The sequence below is a fragment of the Dictyobacter formicarum genome (genome assembly GCF_016587435.1).
In genome coordinates this window covers 74,896-93,341 of the sequence record NZ_BNJJ01000020.1, presented here as the reverse complement: position 1 = coordinate 93,341, position 18,446 = coordinate 74,896, and the positions used below count along the sequence as shown (strand labels likewise).

The window sequence follows — 18,446 nt, the reverse complement described above, 5'->3', positions numbered from 1 at the left end:
GTGCTATCATAGCCGAATATAGTTGGTTCAAAATAGGTTTTTCGAGTAATTTGTCTTTGATGGAAAATGGAGTACCTGGCGCACTACAGCGTCTACGAGCGGCTGATATCCTCCGTATGGCGGGGTTGACCGCAGCTTCTCTCGGACAAGAATATAATCGTACAGGCACGATCCGAGGCACGCAACGCCAGGGGGCTCGGTTGCATGGTATTGTGGAGCTTCCGCCGGGCATCGATCCACTTGAGTCGGCTGTTGATGGGCAGGATGTGGCAATACAGGATATTACGACTACTCCACGTTCCTATACTGTAGAAGTTGAACTGACGAGTGCGACTTCCTGGCGAAACTCCTGTTCATGTGGTGAGTCGGGAGAGTTGCTATGCGCGCATGGTGCCGCACTATTGTATCGCTGGCTGGCCCAGCCCGCTATCTTTGAGCCACGTATCAAACCGCCTGCGCCTCAGGAGAAGCCAACGAACAGGCCAGCACCGGCAGCACCTAAGCCACCGCTGGTCCGCGAAACGCTGAAAGCTGATAATCTACCCAATCCTCCTGTGAGTAGCGCAATACGCTATAGCCCCGACCTGGTAAATATTCTCGTACAGATAGGTCTGGGAGAACTGCGCAGCATCGCCCGCGAGTATAATCTGACCACGAACGGCTTGTCCAAGCAACAATTGGCCGAGCAAATTGTTGAGGCGATCAAGCAGCCAGATGTGGTGCGCCGGGTGGCTACGACTCTGGAGAAGCCGCAACGCCAGTTGTTAGCCGCCTTGTCTCTGGCTGGTGGACTGGTTCATGATGATGATTTGCGCGGGTTATTTGAGCGTTTTTCGCTGGGGCAAGCGGCCCAGTTACAGCGGGCTCTGCTGGCACTGCAGGGGAAGGCGTTGCTTTTTCGGGTCAATTCTTTCAATGCCGATCTGCTCGCGCGCAATAACAGTCCGAGTAACCTGTTAGATATTGGCTGGTTTGTGCCCACTGAGATACGAACAGCCTTGCGCATCTTTGTGCCTGTCACCTCCTTTGATCCGGAGCAGCCTGATGAGCACTCCGTCTTGCCCCACGTCCAATCTTTGCCGCCAATGCGTATTCTGGCCGATCTGTTATTGGTAGCCCGGGCATTAGATGGTATGCAGGTTGAGCCTGATGATTCCTGGTTTCCGACTATGATGGCGGAGTCAGAGTTTCCAACTGTGCACGTAAACTCACCGGGCATGGGTCATACCGCTCTGTTGTCTCAGCCCAACGAGCTACCTTCAGCCGCTTTACTGACGGCGCTACAGAAAAAAGTATCATTTGCGCCCTCTTTTCTACGCTTTGCCACACAGATCTTGCTCCTGGCGGGTATTGTCCAGCGACCCGAGCGCGAAACGCCTTATCTGCGCATCCTGCCAGATGCGGCTCGTCTCCTGCTGGGTTCCAATCATGCTGATGTATTATCGGATCTATTTAAACTCTGGCTGCAATCGCCCTCGGCCACCGAACTATTTGCTTTACAGGAAGACGGGTTACGCCTGCTTTGTCGTATGACGCCATTAAATGTGCCTGTACTACGCGTTGGCGAACTGGCTGAAGAGAATATGGAAGCGCGCCAGGCGCTGACCGACCTGCTGGCCCAGGCTCCAATCGGACAATGGATGCAATTTACTGCCTTTAGTCGTTTTGTCTATCGTTTGAATCCTTTGCTGCTACAACGCAGGCAGCGGCTCTTGCCCGCTCCCCATTGGTGGCTGGAAGCCGATGCTGACAAAGCCTTGAAACCACAACATCTGGGGGATTGGCAGCGTGCGGAGTTGCTGTATGTAGCCCGTTTGATCACGGGCCCCTTCCATTGGTGGGGACTCTGCGACGTGGCGCTCTCCAGTCAGGGACGGTTGCTGGCTTTTCGTATGACGGCCCTGGCGCGCTGGCTGTTACATGACGTGCCATTGGATCTGGATAAGGTGCAGGAATTTACCCAGGAAACGCTGGAGGTGCTGGAGGATGGGCAGGTTCTGTTGCCCTGCTCTGCGCGCTACTGGCCCATCATTCAGCTCTTTGAGCAGTGTGCCGAGGCAACAGGGGTTGAGCGTTCTCAATTGCGCTATCGTTTTACGCCCCAGGCTTTGAGCCAGGCACTCAGCCAGGGCTATCAAATGACGCGTTTATTAGAGGTGTTGCGGCAGGCAGTCGCACGTGCAGGACAGAGTGATGGATCCGGCGCGCAGTTGCTGGCCCGCCTGGAACGCTGGCTGGCCAGTTATGGCCGCGTGCGCATCTATACCGGTGTCACTGTTGTTGAGACCATTGATACGACCGTCATGCGTGAACTGATGGCCACCACATCTTTGGATGAGTATGTGATACGCCCACTGCATCCAACTATCGTAGTAGTGAAACCAACCGCGACCGAGCGTTTAAGCGATGAACTCAAACGCCGTGGACAATCGCCGCTCATACATGATGAGGATTTATATGGACCAGAATGATCTTGAGCTATTGCAGACTGTTCCTCTGTACCATCTGCAGGCAGTGCTGAAGGCGCGTCAGATTGCAGCGGCTCCCCATGTGTTCAGTGCTCCTTCCGATCTTTCTGCGACCGCTTCTACACCTGTAGTGTTAGAAGTGGCGCATTATCTGTTGGATGCTACTTCGTTGGGCGACTTGTTACAAGAGCTGAACGAGCTGGAAATTCTGCTGTTGCGCGAGCTGGTTTCCTGTGGTGGGCGCGCTAATAGTCGCGATCTGGCCCTGTATTTTCATAGCTCGGGCCTACCGGGGGTTGAGAAGAAGGACGAACCAGGAGGATCAGAGTTGATGGGCGTGGCGGTGATGGCCGATGGTGTTTTGCAGCCTCCTCATTATCCTACTGCCCATCCACATGGTCCCTTTGAATTGGCGGTACGCCACCTACTGTTGCTGGGATTGGTATTCTGGGGCCGGCAGACGCATTTTGTTGGTCGCGATTATAGCAGTGGTATGCACGATGGGGTCTTGATTGTTCCCCAGACGCTGGTGAACGTGGTGCGGCGGCGCTGGCGCTTTGAGCAGGCGGCCCCTTTGCCTGCATCGGCGCAGATTGCTGATGAGGATGGGCGCCTGCAGGCTTTTCAGCGTACCCTGTATTTCTACTGGTCATTTGTCGCGGCCCACCGCAACCTTTCGCTGGTTAACAATGGGTTGCTATCGCGTACCAGCCTGCGCCAGATCGCGGATTTTATGGCGCTACCGTTTGAGCAGGATCAGTTACGTTTGGAGACCGATCATCCTCAATTGCTGTTCATTCGACTATTATTAATGCAACTGGGCCTGCTTTCTATCAAGCGCGGTATGCTGGTGCCCGAGCCTGCCGAGGCTTTTTTTTCGCTGCCAGTGGCCGAGCGAGCGCGTCGTTGTTATCGTGTCTATGTCGATACAACTTTCTGGAATGAGTTGATTACTCTATCTGATATCAACATACGGCCAGCGCCTGATCCATTGCTGCCAGCCCATGAAGAAATAGTGCATGCGCGCCACCAGGTGATTGAGCGCGTTTTATGCGAGGAGCCAACCGAGTGGCATGATCTGGCGGCCTTTATCGCGCGTGTAAAGTTGCACGTGCCTTATCTACTCTTCCCGCGTCGCTATGGCCTGCGTGCTGAACGCTACTCTCAGGGATCAAATCCTTATGGCTGGGATTTCCGTCTGCGCCGTGGCTGGTTGACGCACCGGGAAGGCTGGCATATGGTCGAAGGTGGTTTTATTCGCACGCTGCTCGCTGGCCCCTTGCAATGGATGGGACTGTTGCAGTTTGCGTCCGAGAAAGGGGCGCCCGCCTTTGCGTTTTCCGCCGATGCTGTCGTGATCATGCACGATATTCCATTGTCCCCACCTGCGCTGCCCGCCAGCCGCTTGATCGTCCAGCCAAACTTTGATGTGCTGGTGCTGGCTCCGGTCTCGGAAGGTTTACTGGTGCAACTGGATCGTTTTGCTGAACGTATCAGCCTGGAGCATATCGCGCAGTATCATCTCTCGAAGAGTAGTATCATGCGAGCGATTCAACGTGGGGAGCGAGCAGAAACGATCCTGGTGGTTTTAGAATCGGCGGCGGAAGGAAATATACCGCAGAATGTGCGCTATTCACTTGAGGAGTGGGAGCGCCAGGTGCGGCGAATCGAGATCTGGCCGCAGGCTACGCTGATCGAGGTTGAGGATAGCGCTGTGCTGGATCGTTTCTTTGCCGACCCTGCGCACCGTGCGCTCTTCCAGCGCCGTCTGACGCCTCTGCTGGCCGAGGTTGTTCCTGAGCAGTTATTGGCGGTACAGCAACTCCTCTGGGAGGATGATTACTTGCCTGCTTTCTCGGCCGCCCCCGAACAGGGATTGCTCGAGACCGTTCCTTTGCCGCTACATGATCCGCAATGGACCTTGCATGAAGATGGCAGACTTGAACCCATCTATGCCGTGCTTGATTTTTATGTACTGGCAGAGTTTGTCCGTTTCTGTGAAGAAGATGAAACAACCGGATGGCTGCGCGTGACCTCTCAATCGTTACAGCGTGCCCTGGAAGAGAATATTACCCTTGAACACATTTTGCGCTTTCTGCAGCACTATTGCCGCGAGGGTATTCCAGGCTCACTGTTGATCCGACTGAAATTATGGGGGGAGGCTACACGGATACACAACAGATCTATGTTGAGCATGCGCCTCTGCTGCGGCTTCCGGCCGATGTTTTGCAGGATCTGCAGGCCGACCAGGAGATAGCGACATTGTTGGGCTCAGAGATCGTGGATGGTCAGCGCCTGGTACACGTATCCACTCAGAATTTGCCCCAGATATTAACGCTTCTGCAGCAGCGGGGCTTCATGACCATCTCCAGCACCAACCAGGACGGCGAAAAGGCCGGAAAAACTATGTAATAAAACTGTTGACAAACCAGAACATGTATGATATCTTATCCCTACAAACGTACTGCAGTTCCTAACGAAACGCAGATGCGGGAGTGGCTCAGTGGTAGAGCACTTCCTTGCCAAGGAAGATGTCGCGGGTTCGAATCCCGTCTCCCGCTCCCCCTTTTTCGGCGACGTCGCCAAGTGGTAAGGCACGGCTCTGCAAAAGCTGCACCAGCGGTTCGAATCCGCTCGTCGCCTCCAAGTGAGACGTGGTAGCTACCACGTCTCTTTTTTTTAGCACCTACCTGGATTTTCACCTATGCGTGAGCAACGTAGTTATTCCGCCGAAGCTATTATCCTGAAGCGTACCGATCTGGGTGAAGCCGATCGGGTATTGACGCTTTTCACCCCCTATAAAGGGAAAATTCGCTCCCTTGCCAAGGGGGTACGCCGCCCAGGCAGCAAGAAAGCTGGTCATTTAGAGTTGCTCTGTTATAGCCAGCTTCAACTGGCTATGGGCCGCAATTTCGATATCATTACCCAGGCCCAGACTAAAGAAAACTTCTTCCATTTGCGTAATGAGCTCTGGCATATGACCTGTGGCTTCTATCTGGCCGAGTTAGTCGATCGTTTTGTCGAAGATAACACTCAGCAGCAGGATGTTTATAATCTGTTGTTGATGGCTTTACGTATCCTGGAGGCGGATGCGACGCAGGTTCAGCAACGCCGTGCGCAGGGCGAGGCGGCCTCGCCCCACGATCAGGATCGCTCACGCCTGCTATTGCGATACTTCGAAATCTATCTTCTTTCCTATATCGGTTATGAGCCAGTGCTACGCCAGTGTGCTCACTGCCGGGCCGAGCTGAAACCAGAGCAAAATGGTTTTACGCCAGCGCTGGGCGGAGCACTGTGTCCTAATTGCTCGCACCTCTGGTCTCAATCCCTCTCAATGAATGCTTTGAAGGTCTTACGCCTGCTGCAGAGGACCGAATGGAGTAAGGTGCCGAACTTACACCTGGATGCCCGACTCCAGGCGGAGATCGAAGCTGCTATGCATGGCTTGATCCGCTTCCACCTGGAGCGTGATTTGAAATCCTGGAGCTTCCTGGAAATGTTGAACGTGCAGCGGTAGCAGATGCTGGCGGCGTTATCCCAGCACTTTATGGCTATAAATAAGGTTGCCCGCGGCATCGTATAACTCTGCCTGAATGGGCAGGTCGATCCGCTGACCAGACAAGAAAAGCACCATACCGTTCTCAACTTCATCTTCAATAACGGTGCCGTTTTTAGCGATCAGACGCACGCGGGCCACATTCTGGTCATGATCTGCGACCAGGCCACCGGCGTAAAAATGATCGGGCATGCCGCCGCCGCCCAGATTGGCCCAGGCGCGTTCGACTATAGGTCCTGGATTCGTTCCCATGATGCCATCACCGGCTGCTCCGCGGAACTGCCAGTTTCCATGTGCGTCCTCTTCAACGTAGCAGGTGAAATATACTTCTTTTCCCTGCTCATTCTCGAAAACGGCGATATAGGCTCGACGACCGGGCAGGGAGCGTTCTTTCAAAAATTGCAGGGTTTTGTTTTTTGATTCTTGCGTGCTCTCATGCAGATTGCCGGCTGGAACTTTGCTACTGCGTGGAACCAGTAAGCGTGTCAACCGGTTCACTATTTCCTGTTTAGGGTCTTGATGTGCCATAAATAACCTCATCCTTACTAGGCATTGTGGTTTTGGCAATCATATCATAGTTTTAGTATATAAATATAGCCTGCGAGGGGGCGGGCGCGACCTTACAGGTGTAGGTTTTTCAGGGGCTACGCCCCTGATGCCCCTGATGCCGCCCTGCGGGCGGCACGGGGAAGGGAAGAGTTGGGGGCACAGCTTGATCATGCCCCCGGCATGCTCGCCAAACCCCCAGTCAAGGGGCTGGCCGCCCCTTGCATCCCCGCTTTCCTGGCGTGAATCCAAAAAACCTATACCTGTAAGGCGGGCGCGACCCGCCCCCCTCTTTTATTATGGTGATGTGCAGATATGTGCCGAGAACGCGTTTCATGGCCACAGGCATGGGAAGCGCCTCACTGGCGCGCTGGTAGGCCGTATCTTTCTTTCTAGTGAATTGCCCGCAGTGCGCCGGGCGCACTGCGGGCAATTCACTAGAAATCTTTTTGAGCGTCGACGGCGCGAACCATCAGGGGCCAAGGCGCGAGAACACTACTTGCTTTGCAATAGAGGCTATAGACAATGCTCTTGCCGGTCGCGTATCATGAGAAAAGATGAACCAGGCAGTAAGGTGTGTGCTGGACTGCCCTGTTTGTGTGTGGGTTGCCCTGTCAGGTGATGAATATGCTGCCAGCGGCCCTATACCCTGCTGCGATGCGATCAGGATGAAAGGAAGTAGTATAGATCATGGTCCATTTTTATGAATTGGCTAGCCTGGATGCAGCTCAACGGGCCCGCCTACTGCGCCGTGCGGAAGTTGCAATCGATGATTTGCTGGAATATGTACGTCCCATTGTACAGGCGGTGCGCACGCGTGGTAACGAAGCGCTGCTCGAGTTTATGGAGCGCTTCGATCATGTACAGTTGTCGTCCGATAACCTGCGCGTGAGCCGTGCGGAGATTGATCGCGCTCACGATCTGCTTGATAAAGATATTCACCAGGCTATTCAGCATGCCATTCAAAATGTACGGACCTTCCATGAGTGCCAGATGCCCCATGAGCAGTGGTTTACACAGGTGGCTCCGGGCGTGATGGCGGGCGAAAAAATTACGCCTATCAGCAGTGTAGGTTTGTATGTGCCGCGTGGCAAGGGTGCTTTTCCTTCTGTGATGTATATGCTGGCGACCCCTGCCAGTATCGCAGGGGTGCCACGTATTGTGGTCTGTACGCCGCCTGCTCCGACCGGAGAAGTTGATCCTGCCTCGCTGGTGGCTGCGGATCTTTGTGGTGTGCATGAGATCTACCGTATTGGTGGCGCTCAAGCCATTGCGGCCCTGGCCTATGGCACTGAGACGATCGAAAAGGTACGTAAAGTAACTGGTCCCGGCAATCCTTATGTATCGGCCGCCAAACGGTTGCTGTATGGCACACTGGATGTTGGCTTGCCTGCCGGCCCCAGTGAATCTATCCTGCTCGCGGACGATAGCGCTGATCCTGAACTGGTGGCGCGTGATCTGCTGGTTGAAGCTGAGCATGGTCCAGACTCCTCCAGTCTGCTGGTTACCAATAGCCGCGCTTTGATCGAGGCTATACAGGAACTATTGCCAGCCAAAATCGCCGCGCTGCCAGAGCCGCGCCAGACCTTCTGCCGCACCGGTTTTGAGAGCGACAAAGGTACCGGAGGCCTGGTGTTAACGACTTCTTTGCAAGAGGCGATCGATTTCACCAATGAATATGCTCCTGAACACCTGCAGGTCCATACGCGTGATCCCTTTGCTATCTTGCCCCAGCTCAACAACGCTGGCGAAATCTTGCTGGGGGCGCATACGCCAACTCCGCTAGGCAACTATAGTCTGGGTACCAATGCTATCTTGCCAACGGGTGGTTTTGCCCATACCTTCTCCTGCACCTCTGTGTTCGATTTCTTGAAGCGTACCGGACTGGGTTACGTTACCCCTGAAGGATACGCTGGGTTGAGCGAAACTACGCGCCGCCTGGCCGAGTTCGAGGGTTTCCCCGCGCACGCCCGTGCTGTCAGCGATCGCTTTTAAGTGCTACAATTTCTCATCTAGGGTGAGTTGCACGATATGCGTTCAAGCGCATATCGTGCAACTCACCCTAGATCTTGTTGAGCGCCACAGGTGCGTACTTTCAGAGGCCGAAGGCACGAAGGCATGGTTGTCAAACACTCTTTTGCATCCGTGACCGTACGCATAGCGTCATTAACCAATGAAGTTGACAGATAAAAAAAGTCAGAAAAGACGTTTACTTTGTAAAGACGTTTACTTTGTAGGGAACATCTTTTCCTGACGAGTTACCACCCTATACTAAAATTCCTTATGTGCACTTTTTTGATTGGGAAATGCTGCAATGGCTATTTAGCGTGGCAGCGTTCTAGGACTCTGGATGCAATTCCTGCTCACTAAAGGAAAGATGTGTTATAATGCCCCCTATAAAAGCCTGAATTTGAGATATGGAGCGCATATAATTTTGAACTCTAACATAATCCAGCTTTTACTGTATTGATAAAGGAGTTCAAATAGTTCGTTCGCGGTGTAAATAAAGTATGTCAAATAATTATTCGTCCGATTCCGAGCATGTATTACCAATAAGTGGCTCACAACCCGGTCAATCCGGGGTGCAGAATAATATGCCAGATAAGGCACAGCATGTAGACACACCGCCATCTTCTAGTGTTTCGGCGCCCGAAACAGAGGGCAAGGCTATGCCAAGGAGGCTAGCTCCTGGCGTAGTACTTTCGGGCGGCCGCTATAAGATTGAAAAGTTAATTGCTTCCGGTGGTATGGGTGCAGTATATCGTGCTATTGATACGCGCTTTAATCGCCCATGTGCTGTCAAAGAAATGCTCGACGAATTTAATAATGAAACAGAGCGAGCTCAGGCGGTAGAGTGGTTCTCGCGTGAGGCGACCTTGCTATTAGATCTGAATCATCCTTGTATTCCACGTGTGCGCGATTTCTTTGCGGAGAATGGTCGGAACTACCTGGTGATGGATTTTATTGATGGGCATACATTGGCAGAAATTCTGGATCTAAAGGGAAACGTCATCGGTGTCAATGGAGCGCGTGGCGTGACGGAGGCGCAGGCCCGCAGTTGGATGCGTCAGGTCAGTAGCGTGTTGAGCTATCTCCACTCTCAGATACCCCCGATTATCTTCCGGGATCTTAAGCCCTCTAATATTATGGTGACCGGCCGTGATGAAGTTAAATTGATCGATTTCGGTATCGCTCGTACATTCCAGTCACAGCGCCAGGCAACGGTGATTATGACCCTGGGCTATGCTCCTCCCGAGCAGTTACATGGGATGCCCGAGCCGCGAAGCGACATTTACGCTCTGGGCGCGACCATGCATCGCTTGCTGACGCGACATGACGCCGCCAATAACAAGCCAAATGCCTTTGCATTTCCAGCATTGCGCACGTTGCGTCCCGATATCTCGCCGGCATTTGAGCAAGTTGTCATGTGGTCTCTGGCACCACAGTTGAATTTTCGCTGGGCTAGCGCAGCCGACCTGGAGCGTGCCCTGATAAATTTGCCACCGATTACGGTTGTTCCTCCCCTGGCCAATCCAGTTCAGGGGCGTGGAAATGAAGCTGGAAGCGGCGGCCAAAAACAGGGTGCGCCACTGACACCGGGCATCAACTCTTCTCCGAGCCTTACACCGGTCAGGCCAGTGTCGTCGCCGACTACCGGCCCTGCAGCGCAACATATTACGACCGCAATGGGACATCTTACAGGGGCGCGTATCGAGGCTGCTCATGAGGCCATCAAATGGGCTCATACATTAGAGCCCCAAAACGCGACGGTACATAAAATTTTTGGGCAAGTCTTCGCGCGACGTACACCGCCACAACCAGACCTGGCGATACAGGCATATAATCGCTCGCTGCAGTTGAATCCCAGCGATGCAGAAACCCATAAACTGGTTGGTGATGTCTGGTACTTCTTGCGGCAGAACCCATTCCAGGCCATTTCTGCCTATACCCAGTCTCTCCGTATTAATGCTCAGGATTTTGAGACTCACGATCGGCTGGGGCAATGCTTTGAGAAGACCAATCAAATCGAGCCGGCCATTCGTGAATATCAGGAGGCATTACGCCTGGCCCCTGCGCAGCCCGAACTTTTGCGTTTACGGTTATACTTTTCATTGGGCCAATTAGCTATGCGCAGTAATCAATGGTCTGTAGCAGAGAACGCATTTGTACAGGTGTTGATCTTAGACGCAGCCGAGCCCCGAGCACGCTTCTTACTCAGTCAGGTGTATGAGCGTGAAGGAAAGCTGGAAGACGCTTTCCGGGAATGTAGTTATGTTATAAATGGACCATTGGGAAGTACTCCCGCGGTTCAACAACTATTTTTTAGTTTGAAAAATCGTTTAGGACGGTAAGAGGCAATCTTTTATGCACTGTCTATCTGGCATGAAGGGGAAGTGTCAATGAGTACGCATCGTCTCAGCTCTAGGAGATGCAAGAGCTTTCGACTGCTTGTTTTCTCAGTACTCGCTTGGCTCATGATCTTCCTACAAGTGGGGATCTCCTCCACTGCCCTGGCTGCGGCTCATCAGGCTTCGGCGTCGAATCCTCCACAAGATGTTACGCGTGCTGGCGTTTCTGTTGTTCGCCTTCTTATGTCGTACACGGGTACCGATAATAATGGGCCCGCGGCGAATTCACATATCATGTGTACCGGGTTGGGTGTGCTGGTCAGAAGTCAGGTGAAAAGTGGAAACCCTAATCAGTATGAAAACTGGGTGTTGACTGATGGCACATTAGTTAATAATGAGAAGAAGGCTACCTGCCTATCATCTGCGCCAGCGGCGACATTGTCTCAGATTTCTATTTATACCAGCAGTCTTTATAATTCACAACAGGTCATTAAGTTTGATGTTAAGGCTGGCGATATCTCTGTTCATTGTCCTGCTGGTTCGAAATCATGCATTGATGGTCCAACGCTCTTTTCTTTTACCAGTGGCCTTCAGGAACCACAGCCATTTGTTGATCTGGCGGCGAACCAGGGAAATAGCGCCAATAACAGCGGGCAGAATCATGCGCTGACATTGGCCAAAAGTGATGCTTCGCTGGATGGTTTACAAACATCTACCGTTGGTTCTGCCCAACCGGATACCTACGTAAATCAGTTAGTGCAATATCGCACGCCAATCACCAAACCACAAGATGATAAGACGCTTGAGGTAGGCACTCCAATTGTGAATACAGGGGGAGAGCTGGTTGGTTTGCGCAGCACTCATAGCGGCAGCGTATTTTCTCTTGATACGCTGCAACCTTTCCTGGATGCAACCCTACCAAAGGTCAGCAATCCTTCTGTTGTCAGTCCTGTATATGACAATTGGAAAAAAGGCATGGATGCTTATTATCAACAAATGCTGGATAAAGCGCATACGAATTTTAAAAATGCGTATGCGGCTAATAGCAAGTTTCAGGCTGCACAACAATTTGCTCTGGCGGGCACAGGACCTGCCGTCGAGAAGAGTCGAGCCGGTGGGGCATCTGCGCCAGCGCCAGCCAATGGTTTCTCTCTCTTTGGAGTGAATGTTCCCTACTGGCAGATTGCGCTACTGGTGGGCATATTGTTTGTGCTGGTGGTGCTGGCTCTCTTTTGGTTCTGGCGTGGGCGTGTCCAGCAACGGAAACGCCTGGATTCAGAACTGGCCGATGCCGAGCAACGAGCAACCATTGAGGCCCAGCGTATTCGCCTGGCTGAGATGGAGGCTTCCCAGGGCAAGGGAGTTACAAGTCAATCTGGTCCTTTAGTCGCGCAGCCAGCGGTCCGTAAGACTGGAGCATTGGGATCACAGACGCTACATTGCCCGCGCTGCGGCGATCAAGTAACGGCGGCAGATAACTTCTGTACTCATTGCCAGCAACCGCTGATCTCAGCAGATGCTGGTTCTATGGCACATAGTCAGGCTGCCAGTTCTGGTTCACCTAATGGTGGCACTTATGGATCTGCCGTACCGGCATCACCATCACGCTCGACTGCCGAACAACCGACAGTTGTACCTGCCAGGGCCATCGCCGAGCAACCGACTATTGTGCCTGGTCGCTCAATTGCTGAGCAGCCGACGGTCGATATGCCCGCGGGCAGTGAGAAGACTGCTAAGTTAGACTCTGATAAGACGGTGCCATATGCTATGCGGCAGTTAAGCGGTCGACGGCTGGGTATCGTGGCTGGTGCCCGTTCTGATCCGGGGATTAAGCGCAAATATAAACCCAATGAAGATAGTTTGTTTGCCGTGCAGGGCCTGATTAATGGCTCTCAGAAGCCGCCCATGTTTGGCTTGTTTGTGGTTGCCGATGGTATGGGTGGACATGCGAACGGTGAGGATGCCAGCCGCACTGCTATTCAGGCTATTGTGAATTATCTGTTGCCAAAAATCGTGGAGCAGGGATTGCTCCAGGATGAGAGCTATGCGCGCCTCATGGCTGAAGGTGCGCAGGAAGCCAATGTGGCAGTGCATCAGCATAATATGCAACAGAATGGTGATATGGGCACTACTATTACTGCCGCCTTAGTAGTAGATAGCACGGTGTATGTTGTAAATGTCGGCGATAGCCGTACTTATCTGTATCGTCCAGCTACTGGACTGCGGAAAGTGACGACCGATCACTCGGTGGTAGCCAGTCTGGTGGATGCTGGTATTATTAAGCCAGATGATATCTACACCCATCCAAAGCGCAATCAGATCTATCGTAGCCTGGGCGAAAAGCCAGTGATCGAGATCGATTCGTTTAAAGAAGTTTTACAGCCGGGTGACAAATTATTGCTTTGCTCAGATGGCTTATGGGATATGGTGCGTGACCCCAAAATCGAAGCGGTGGTCAAAAATCCCGATCCTGATCCGACCATGGTGAGCGATGCTTTGATCAAAGCTGCTCTTGAAGGTGGCGGAGAAGATAACGTCAGTGTGATTGTTGTGCATATCACTGAGCCAGTTGAAACAACTGGAATGCCTCGTACCCAATTAATCGCGAAGCCAGACTCAGTACAGATGCCCCAGTTACAGTAAAATTGTCGCTCCTTCTTCCCTGTGCTATAATCTAGACAGCATTTTCTTGACCTCCGCTCCTAATTGGCGGAGGTATTTGTTGGGAGGAAAAGCTCGTGTCAACACTAGCTAATATTGGATATTTATATGCAGGTATCTTGCTGGCTGCAGGATTTGTGTTTGTGCTCGTAGCAACGACTGCAGCAAACATACTTGCTCCACATAAAGCAACAAAAGAAAAACTGCAAACTTATGAGTCTGGTGAAACTCCCATTGGCTCCGCCTGGGTTCAGTATCCACTCGGGTTTTACATCTTCGCCTTGTTGTTTGTGGCCTTTGATGTAGATATCGTTTTTATTATTTCCTGGGCTATAATTTTTGAACAGTTAAGCATTTTTGGTTTTTGTGAAATAGTGTTTTTTATTGCTGTACTTGCACTTGGATTGGTATATGCATGGCGTAAGGGAGTAACTCGATGGATCTAGTACCACGTTCGAAAAATATTCCCAGTGCCACGACCGGCTATCGTGATCAAAACGCTGCTCTGGCTCGCGACCTGGCTCCGATTGCGCAGATTACTGGTAAACCTGTGGTGCCTCAGGTGCAGAAAGGTGATTACCTGAATCTCGAGGTTGAGAACGAGAACCTGGTGGCGGTCTGCCGCTTTTTACGTGATCAACTTGGTTTTGACCTGCTCAGTAGTATTTCGGGTGTCGATATGTTAGATCATTTAGAGACGGTCTATCATGTTCGCTCGACGACTCGCGCCCAATTGCTGCAGTTGAAGGTACGCCTCAATTCTGAGTCTCCTGAGGTCGATAGTGTAGTGTCGGTCTGGTCAACGGCAAACTGGCTGGAACGCGAGACCTATGATATGTATGGTATTCGTTTTGCTGGTCATCCTGATTTGCGTCGTATGCTGCTCGATGATGATTTCGAGGGTTACCCTCTCTTAAAAAGTTTCCACCAGGTTCCTATGACGGTGAAACCTCGTGCTACAACCCAGATTGACCCGAATATGGCTGTTTCCGGTAAGTATCAGCAGCAGAACCTTGAGCGTGTCGTGCAGAAGAAGCTGGGTCAGGGACAGGAGGAGCGCCTCCATCCAGGAACTCCTACCTTTGGCCATGCTAACGAAGCCGCTCAGACGGAAGCGAATGTGCATGAATCGTCGCAGCCTGGCCAGTCTGTGCCGGGAACGAGTCCGTCGTCTGATAAAAACGCGTAGTGAAGTTGCGACCAGGACGTGTGAGTAAGTATCATGCCAAAGTCGAAAAAACAGCAAAGGATTTCTACAGGAGCCCGCGGTAGAGGACCCGCGCCGGACAGATCTGGCGCAGTGTCTGCTAGAAGGGTTGTCCCACCACATAATGATGGAGCGATAAGATTGGCAATGGGTGCGATGGTGGCGGTTGGATGCTGGTTTATGGCCTATACCTTTACGCTGCTGGAGAGCCCCAATCGTTATCTTTTTGCTGGCATGATGGCGCTGATTGCGTTGATGTGGTCGATTAGCTTCTGCGTTCGTTTGCGAAAGTGGCAACGAAGAAGATAAACAAACTAGAGGAAGCTTATGGCTACGAACCAAGATACTGATCTTCAAGCCCAGTCTGGCATTTCGGCCGAGGGTACGAAGACGCAGGAAATGTTGCTGAACCTGGGTCCGCAACACCCCAGCACTCACGGTGTGCTGCGCTTGATTATGACCCTGGAAGGCGAAACTATCACGAGTTGTACCCCAGTCATCGGCTATTTGCACCGCGGGTTAGAGAAAATCCTGGAAAACCGTCCCTATATGGGAGGTATTCGCTATATGGACAATGCGGACTACCTGTCTCCCATGTTGAACGAGACGGCTTATGTCGGTGCGGTTGAGCAGTTGATGGGAATTGAGCCACCACGGCGCGCGCAATATATTCGCTTGCTCACCAATGAGATGCAGCGTATTGCAAGCCACCTGGTCGGTATCGGCACATATGGTCTGGACCTGGGTGCGACGACCCCTATTCTGTGGGCCTTCCGCGATCGCGAAGGTATCCTTTCCCTGTTTGAGGCCCTGGGTGGTAGCCGCTTTAATGTGAACTATATGCGCGTTGGCGGCGTGCTGCATGATTTTCCTAAGGGCTGGCTGGATGAGTGTTCAGCTTTCCTGGATCGCTTAGAAGAGAACATGAAGGAAATGGATGCGCTGCTGAGCGGCAACGAAATCTTCATGTCCCGCACACAGGGTGTTGGTTATATTGATCCTCAGCAGGCACTTGCCTATGGTTTGACCGGGCCGATGCTGCGTGCCAGTGGCGTTAACTGGGATCTGCGCGTGAACCGCCCTTATATGGCTTATCGCGAAGTTCCTGTCAATCCTTATGTACGCCAGGAAGGTGACTGTTACGCGCGCTATTATGTGCGCTTACAGGAAATTAATGAGAGTATTCGTCTCTGCCGGGTGGCCATTGATAAAATGCCTGGTGGAGCAATCAGTACCCGTACGCCGATCGCTCTTCGTCCTCCTCGTGGTGAGACCTACTTTGGGGTTGAGAGCAGTAAAGGTGAACTGGGCGTCTATCTGATCAGTGATGGTGGCGAGTATCCATGGCGTGCCAAGCTGCGTGGACCCTCGTTTGTCAATCTGCAGATTGTGCCCGAGCTGATGCGTGGTCACAAGATGAGTGACGCGATTGCGATTCTGGGTAGTACTGATATCGTACTTGGCGAGGTCGATCGGTAAAAGTGTTTGTGAAGGGGCGCGCAGGATTGAGCATTATTTTCTCCTGTGTGCTGCTTTACCTTTGGAGTTATTCATATGTTTGCAATGATTGTCGCCGATAGCGCTCAATGGTGGCAACAGCTGTGGAACGGGATTATTTCCTGGGACTTCCTGCAGTTTGTGGTTGCCTTCCTGACCGTTTTCGGTTTTGTTCTGACCAGCGCCACGATCCTGGTTCTCGCCGAGCGTAAAGTATTGGCCTGGATGCAGGACCGGCAGGGGCCTCTCCACACTGGCCCCTGGGGTCTGCTGCAGTCGGTGGCGGATGTCGGTAAGCTCTTACTTAAAGAGGATATCCACGTTTCGCACTCTGATAAACTGATGTTCTTGCTTTCGCCGGCTGTCTTTATGGCGCCGGTTATCGCAACTTTTGCGGCGCTACCATTTTCTCCTTATATCCAGCTACCGGGTGGCGCCCTGACTACGGGTTTGGTCTTCCTGGTAGCGATGAGCTCAATCGACGTTGTCGGCGTGATTATGGCTGGTTGGGGCTCCAATAACAAATATTCATTGATTGGTGGTCTGCGTTCGGCCGCCCAGATGATCTCATATGAGTTGCCTCTGGTACTGGCTTTTGTCGGCGTGATTATGCTGACCAGTGTCCTGGCTGGCCAGCCTGGTTTTCCTCATCATGATACTCCTGGTATTGGTTCGATCGCTCCTTACGAGATCATGCAGTTCCAGAATGCAGCATGGAGAAACACGGGCATCCCGGTACTGGACTTCATCTTCCAGGGCTTCACTCCCTGGACGTGGTTCTTCCTGTTCCAGCCTTTGATGTTGATCATCTACTATACCTGTGCCCTGGCTGAGACGAACCGCGCTCCCTTCGACCTGCCTGAGGCTGAGTCCGAGCTGGTCGCCGGTTATATGACCGAGTATAGTGGTATGCGTTGGGCTATGTTCTTCCTGGGTGAGTATGGTAATATGACCATCGCTTCGGCCGTGGCCTCCTACCTCTTCCTGGGCGGTTTTGCTGGCCCTGGCGTGAGCTGGTTGACGGCTCAGCATTCTCTGTTGTGGGGCTTTGTTGGTAATATTCTGGCTCTTGGATACTTTATCTTCAAGATTTACGCCCTGTGTGCCGTTTTCATCTGGGTTCGTGGTACGCTGCCACGTCTGCGTGCCGACCAGTTGATGCAGTTTGCCTGGTTGATCTTGATGCCAGTTACACTGGGCAATATTCTGGTTACTGGCGTGCTCTACTTTGTGACCTCTGGCCTGCCAATCTGGGCCTACCTGATCATTCTGGCGGTGGTTAACTGGGCGGGCGTTTTCGGCTTCATCTGGCTGGTGGGTCGTGTCACTACCGCGACTACTCGTCGTGCCCAGGCTCCAGCTATTCGTGCTCAGTTGCGTGCCAAGGCCGCGACGCCAGTTCCTGCGTTGCGCGATGGTGTGCCGAGTCGTGTTGCTCTGCCTGCTGGTAACCGCGATTAATAGCGTGGACAAAAACCTGCGCTAAGTAGAATTTTAACAGGGGCGGGTGGTCAGTAAATATGCTGACTCACCTGCCCCTGTTGTTCTATGCAAGAGGAGAGAGATAATTGTGAATGCGTTGGCACTGGTTGTGTGTGCGGCCCTATCGGCCAGGCAGGTGCAGGATTTCGTTGTACTGGCACAACAAGACAACTGGGATGTCTGGGTTATCGCCACCCCTAATGCCTGCGCTTTTATCGATCAGCCGCTCCTGACAGGGCTTACAGGCCGTCCTGTTATTGTATATGCCCCTACATTGCCTCTACCCCGTTTCTCGGCCGTTGTGGTGGCTCCTGCCACTTTTAACACCCTGCGAAAATGGTCTCAGGACGTGGCCGATACGTATGCACTAACATTGCTACTGGATTGGACACGACAGGGCTCTTTTCCGATCCTGGTTTTTCCGCGGGCTAGCGGTGAATTAGCGCAGGACCCCGAGTTTACTCCCAGCCTGAACCGGCTGCAAAGACAGGGCGTGGTGGTACACTATCGTCCTGATCTCTATCCTCCCAACAACAATATCCCCTGGGCGCATATTTTAAAAAAGTTACAAGCATTGCATAAAGCTGATAATGGGTAATTTTCTTGATTTGTTGAAAATACATCCCATCTTCTCTCGAAAAACCTTTACAATCTATTGCAGATCGTGTACTCTTGGATTG

General features: G+C 52.4%; 14 protein-coding genes and 2 tRNA genes. 15 read left to right on the top strand and 1 reads right to left on the bottom strand.

Annotated elements, in window-relative coordinates:
- Positions 1–59: 59 nt before the first annotated feature.
- The 6 genes from JMI88_RS29135 to recO all read left to right on the top strand — a co-directional run bounded on the left by JMI88_RS29135 (position 60) and on the right by recO (position 5,985).
- A complete protein-coding gene (locus JMI88_RS29135) occupies positions 60–2,471 on the top strand; it encodes a helicase-associated domain-containing protein (RefSeq protein WP_201365470.1) in 2,412 nt (803 codons plus the stop codon).
- Positions 2,458–4,725, top strand: a complete 2,268-nt coding sequence (locus JMI88_RS29130) for a helicase-associated domain-containing protein (protein WP_201365469.1) — start codon at positions 2,458–2,460, stop codon at positions 4,723–4,725. Before JMI88_RS29135 ends, JMI88_RS29130 begins: the two co-directional genes overlap by 14 nt.
- An 8-nt stretch (positions 4,726–4,733) precedes the next feature.
- Positions 4,734–4,880, top strand: coding sequence for a hypothetical protein (locus JMI88_RS29125; protein ID WP_201365468.1), 147 nt, complete (start codon positions 4,734–4,736; stop codon positions 4,878–4,880).
- A 77-nt stretch (positions 4,881–4,957) separates the two neighbouring features.
- Positions 4,958–5,029, top strand: a tRNA-Gly gene (locus JMI88_RS29120).
- Positions 5,030–5,040: 11 nt separating this feature from the next.
- Positions 5,041–5,114 (top strand) — tRNA-Cys (locus tag JMI88_RS29115).
- A 58-nt stretch (positions 5,115–5,172) separates the two neighbouring features.
- A complete protein-coding gene (gene recO / locus JMI88_RS29110) occupies positions 5,173–5,985 on the top strand; it encodes a DNA repair protein RecO (RefSeq protein ID WP_201365467.1) in 813 nt (270 codons plus the stop codon).
- A gap of 15 nt (positions 5,986–6,000) precedes the next feature.
- Here the strand turns inward: recO and JMI88_RS29105 are convergent, their stop codons facing one another.
- Entirely contained in the window at positions 6,001–6,552 is a 552-nt protein-coding gene (locus JMI88_RS29105) for a hypothetical protein (RefSeq protein WP_201365466.1), read from the bottom strand.
- 708 nt (positions 6,553–7,260) lie between these two features.
- On the opposite strand from JMI88_RS29105, the gene hisD reads away from it, so the two are divergent.
- The 9 genes from hisD (at position 7,261) to JMI88_RS29060 (ending at position 18,364) form a co-directional block, all read left to right on the top strand.
- Positions 7,261–8,565, top strand: coding sequence for a histidinol dehydrogenase (hisD, locus tag JMI88_RS29100; RefSeq protein WP_201365465.1), 1,305 nt, complete (start codon positions 7,261–7,263; stop codon positions 8,563–8,565).
- Between the two features lie 515 nt (positions 8,566–9,080).
- The gene (locus tag JMI88_RS29095; RefSeq protein WP_201365464.1) at positions 9,081–10,922 is read left to right on the top strand and encodes a serine/threonine-protein kinase; all 1,842 of its coding nucleotides are present in this window, start codon (positions 9,081–9,083) and stop codon (positions 10,920–10,922) included.
- 48 nt (positions 10,923–10,970) lie between these two features.
- On the top strand, positions 10,971–13,562 hold the full coding sequence (locus JMI88_RS29090) for a protein phosphatase 2C domain-containing protein (RefSeq protein ID WP_201365463.1): 2,592 nt from the start codon (positions 10,971–10,973) through the stop codon (positions 13,560–13,562).
- A gap of 95 nt (positions 13,563–13,657) precedes the next feature.
- Positions 13,658–14,026: an NADH-quinone oxidoreductase subunit A gene (locus tag JMI88_RS29085; RefSeq protein WP_201365462.1), complete on the top strand. Its 369-nt coding sequence runs from the start codon at positions 13,658–13,660 to the stop codon at positions 14,024–14,026.
- Positions 14,017–14,769 carry an NADH-quinone oxidoreductase subunit C gene (locus JMI88_RS29080; RefSeq protein WP_201365460.1) on the top strand — a complete coding sequence of 251 codons (753 nt, stop codon included), beginning with the start codon at positions 14,017–14,019 and terminating at the stop codon, positions 14,767–14,769. Before JMI88_RS29085 ends, JMI88_RS29080 begins: the two co-directional genes overlap by 10 nt.
- A 159-nt stretch (positions 14,770–14,928) precedes the next feature.
- Positions 14,929–15,096 carry a hypothetical protein gene (locus JMI88_RS29075; RefSeq protein ID WP_201365459.1) on the top strand — a complete coding sequence of 56 codons (168 nt, stop codon included), beginning with the start codon at positions 14,929–14,931 and terminating at the stop codon, positions 15,094–15,096.
- A gap of 18 nt (positions 15,097–15,114) precedes the next feature.
- Positions 15,115–16,266 carry an NADH-quinone oxidoreductase subunit D gene (locus JMI88_RS29070; RefSeq protein WP_201365458.1) on the top strand — a complete coding sequence of 384 codons (1,152 nt, stop codon included), beginning with the start codon at positions 15,115–15,117 and terminating at the stop codon, positions 16,264–16,266.
- 75 nt (positions 16,267–16,341) lie between these two features.
- The gene (locus JMI88_RS29065) at positions 16,342–17,745 is read left to right on the top strand and encodes a complex I subunit 1/NuoH family protein (protein ID WP_201365457.1); all 1,404 of its coding nucleotides are present in this window, start codon (positions 16,342–16,344) and stop codon (positions 17,743–17,745) included.
- A 109-nt stretch (positions 17,746–17,854) separates the two neighbouring features.
- The gene (locus JMI88_RS29060; protein ID WP_201365456.1) at positions 17,855–18,364 is read left to right on the top strand and encodes a flavoprotein; all 510 of its coding nucleotides are present in this window, start codon (positions 17,855–17,857) and stop codon (positions 18,362–18,364) included.
- Positions 18,365–18,446 lie beyond the last annotated feature (82 nt).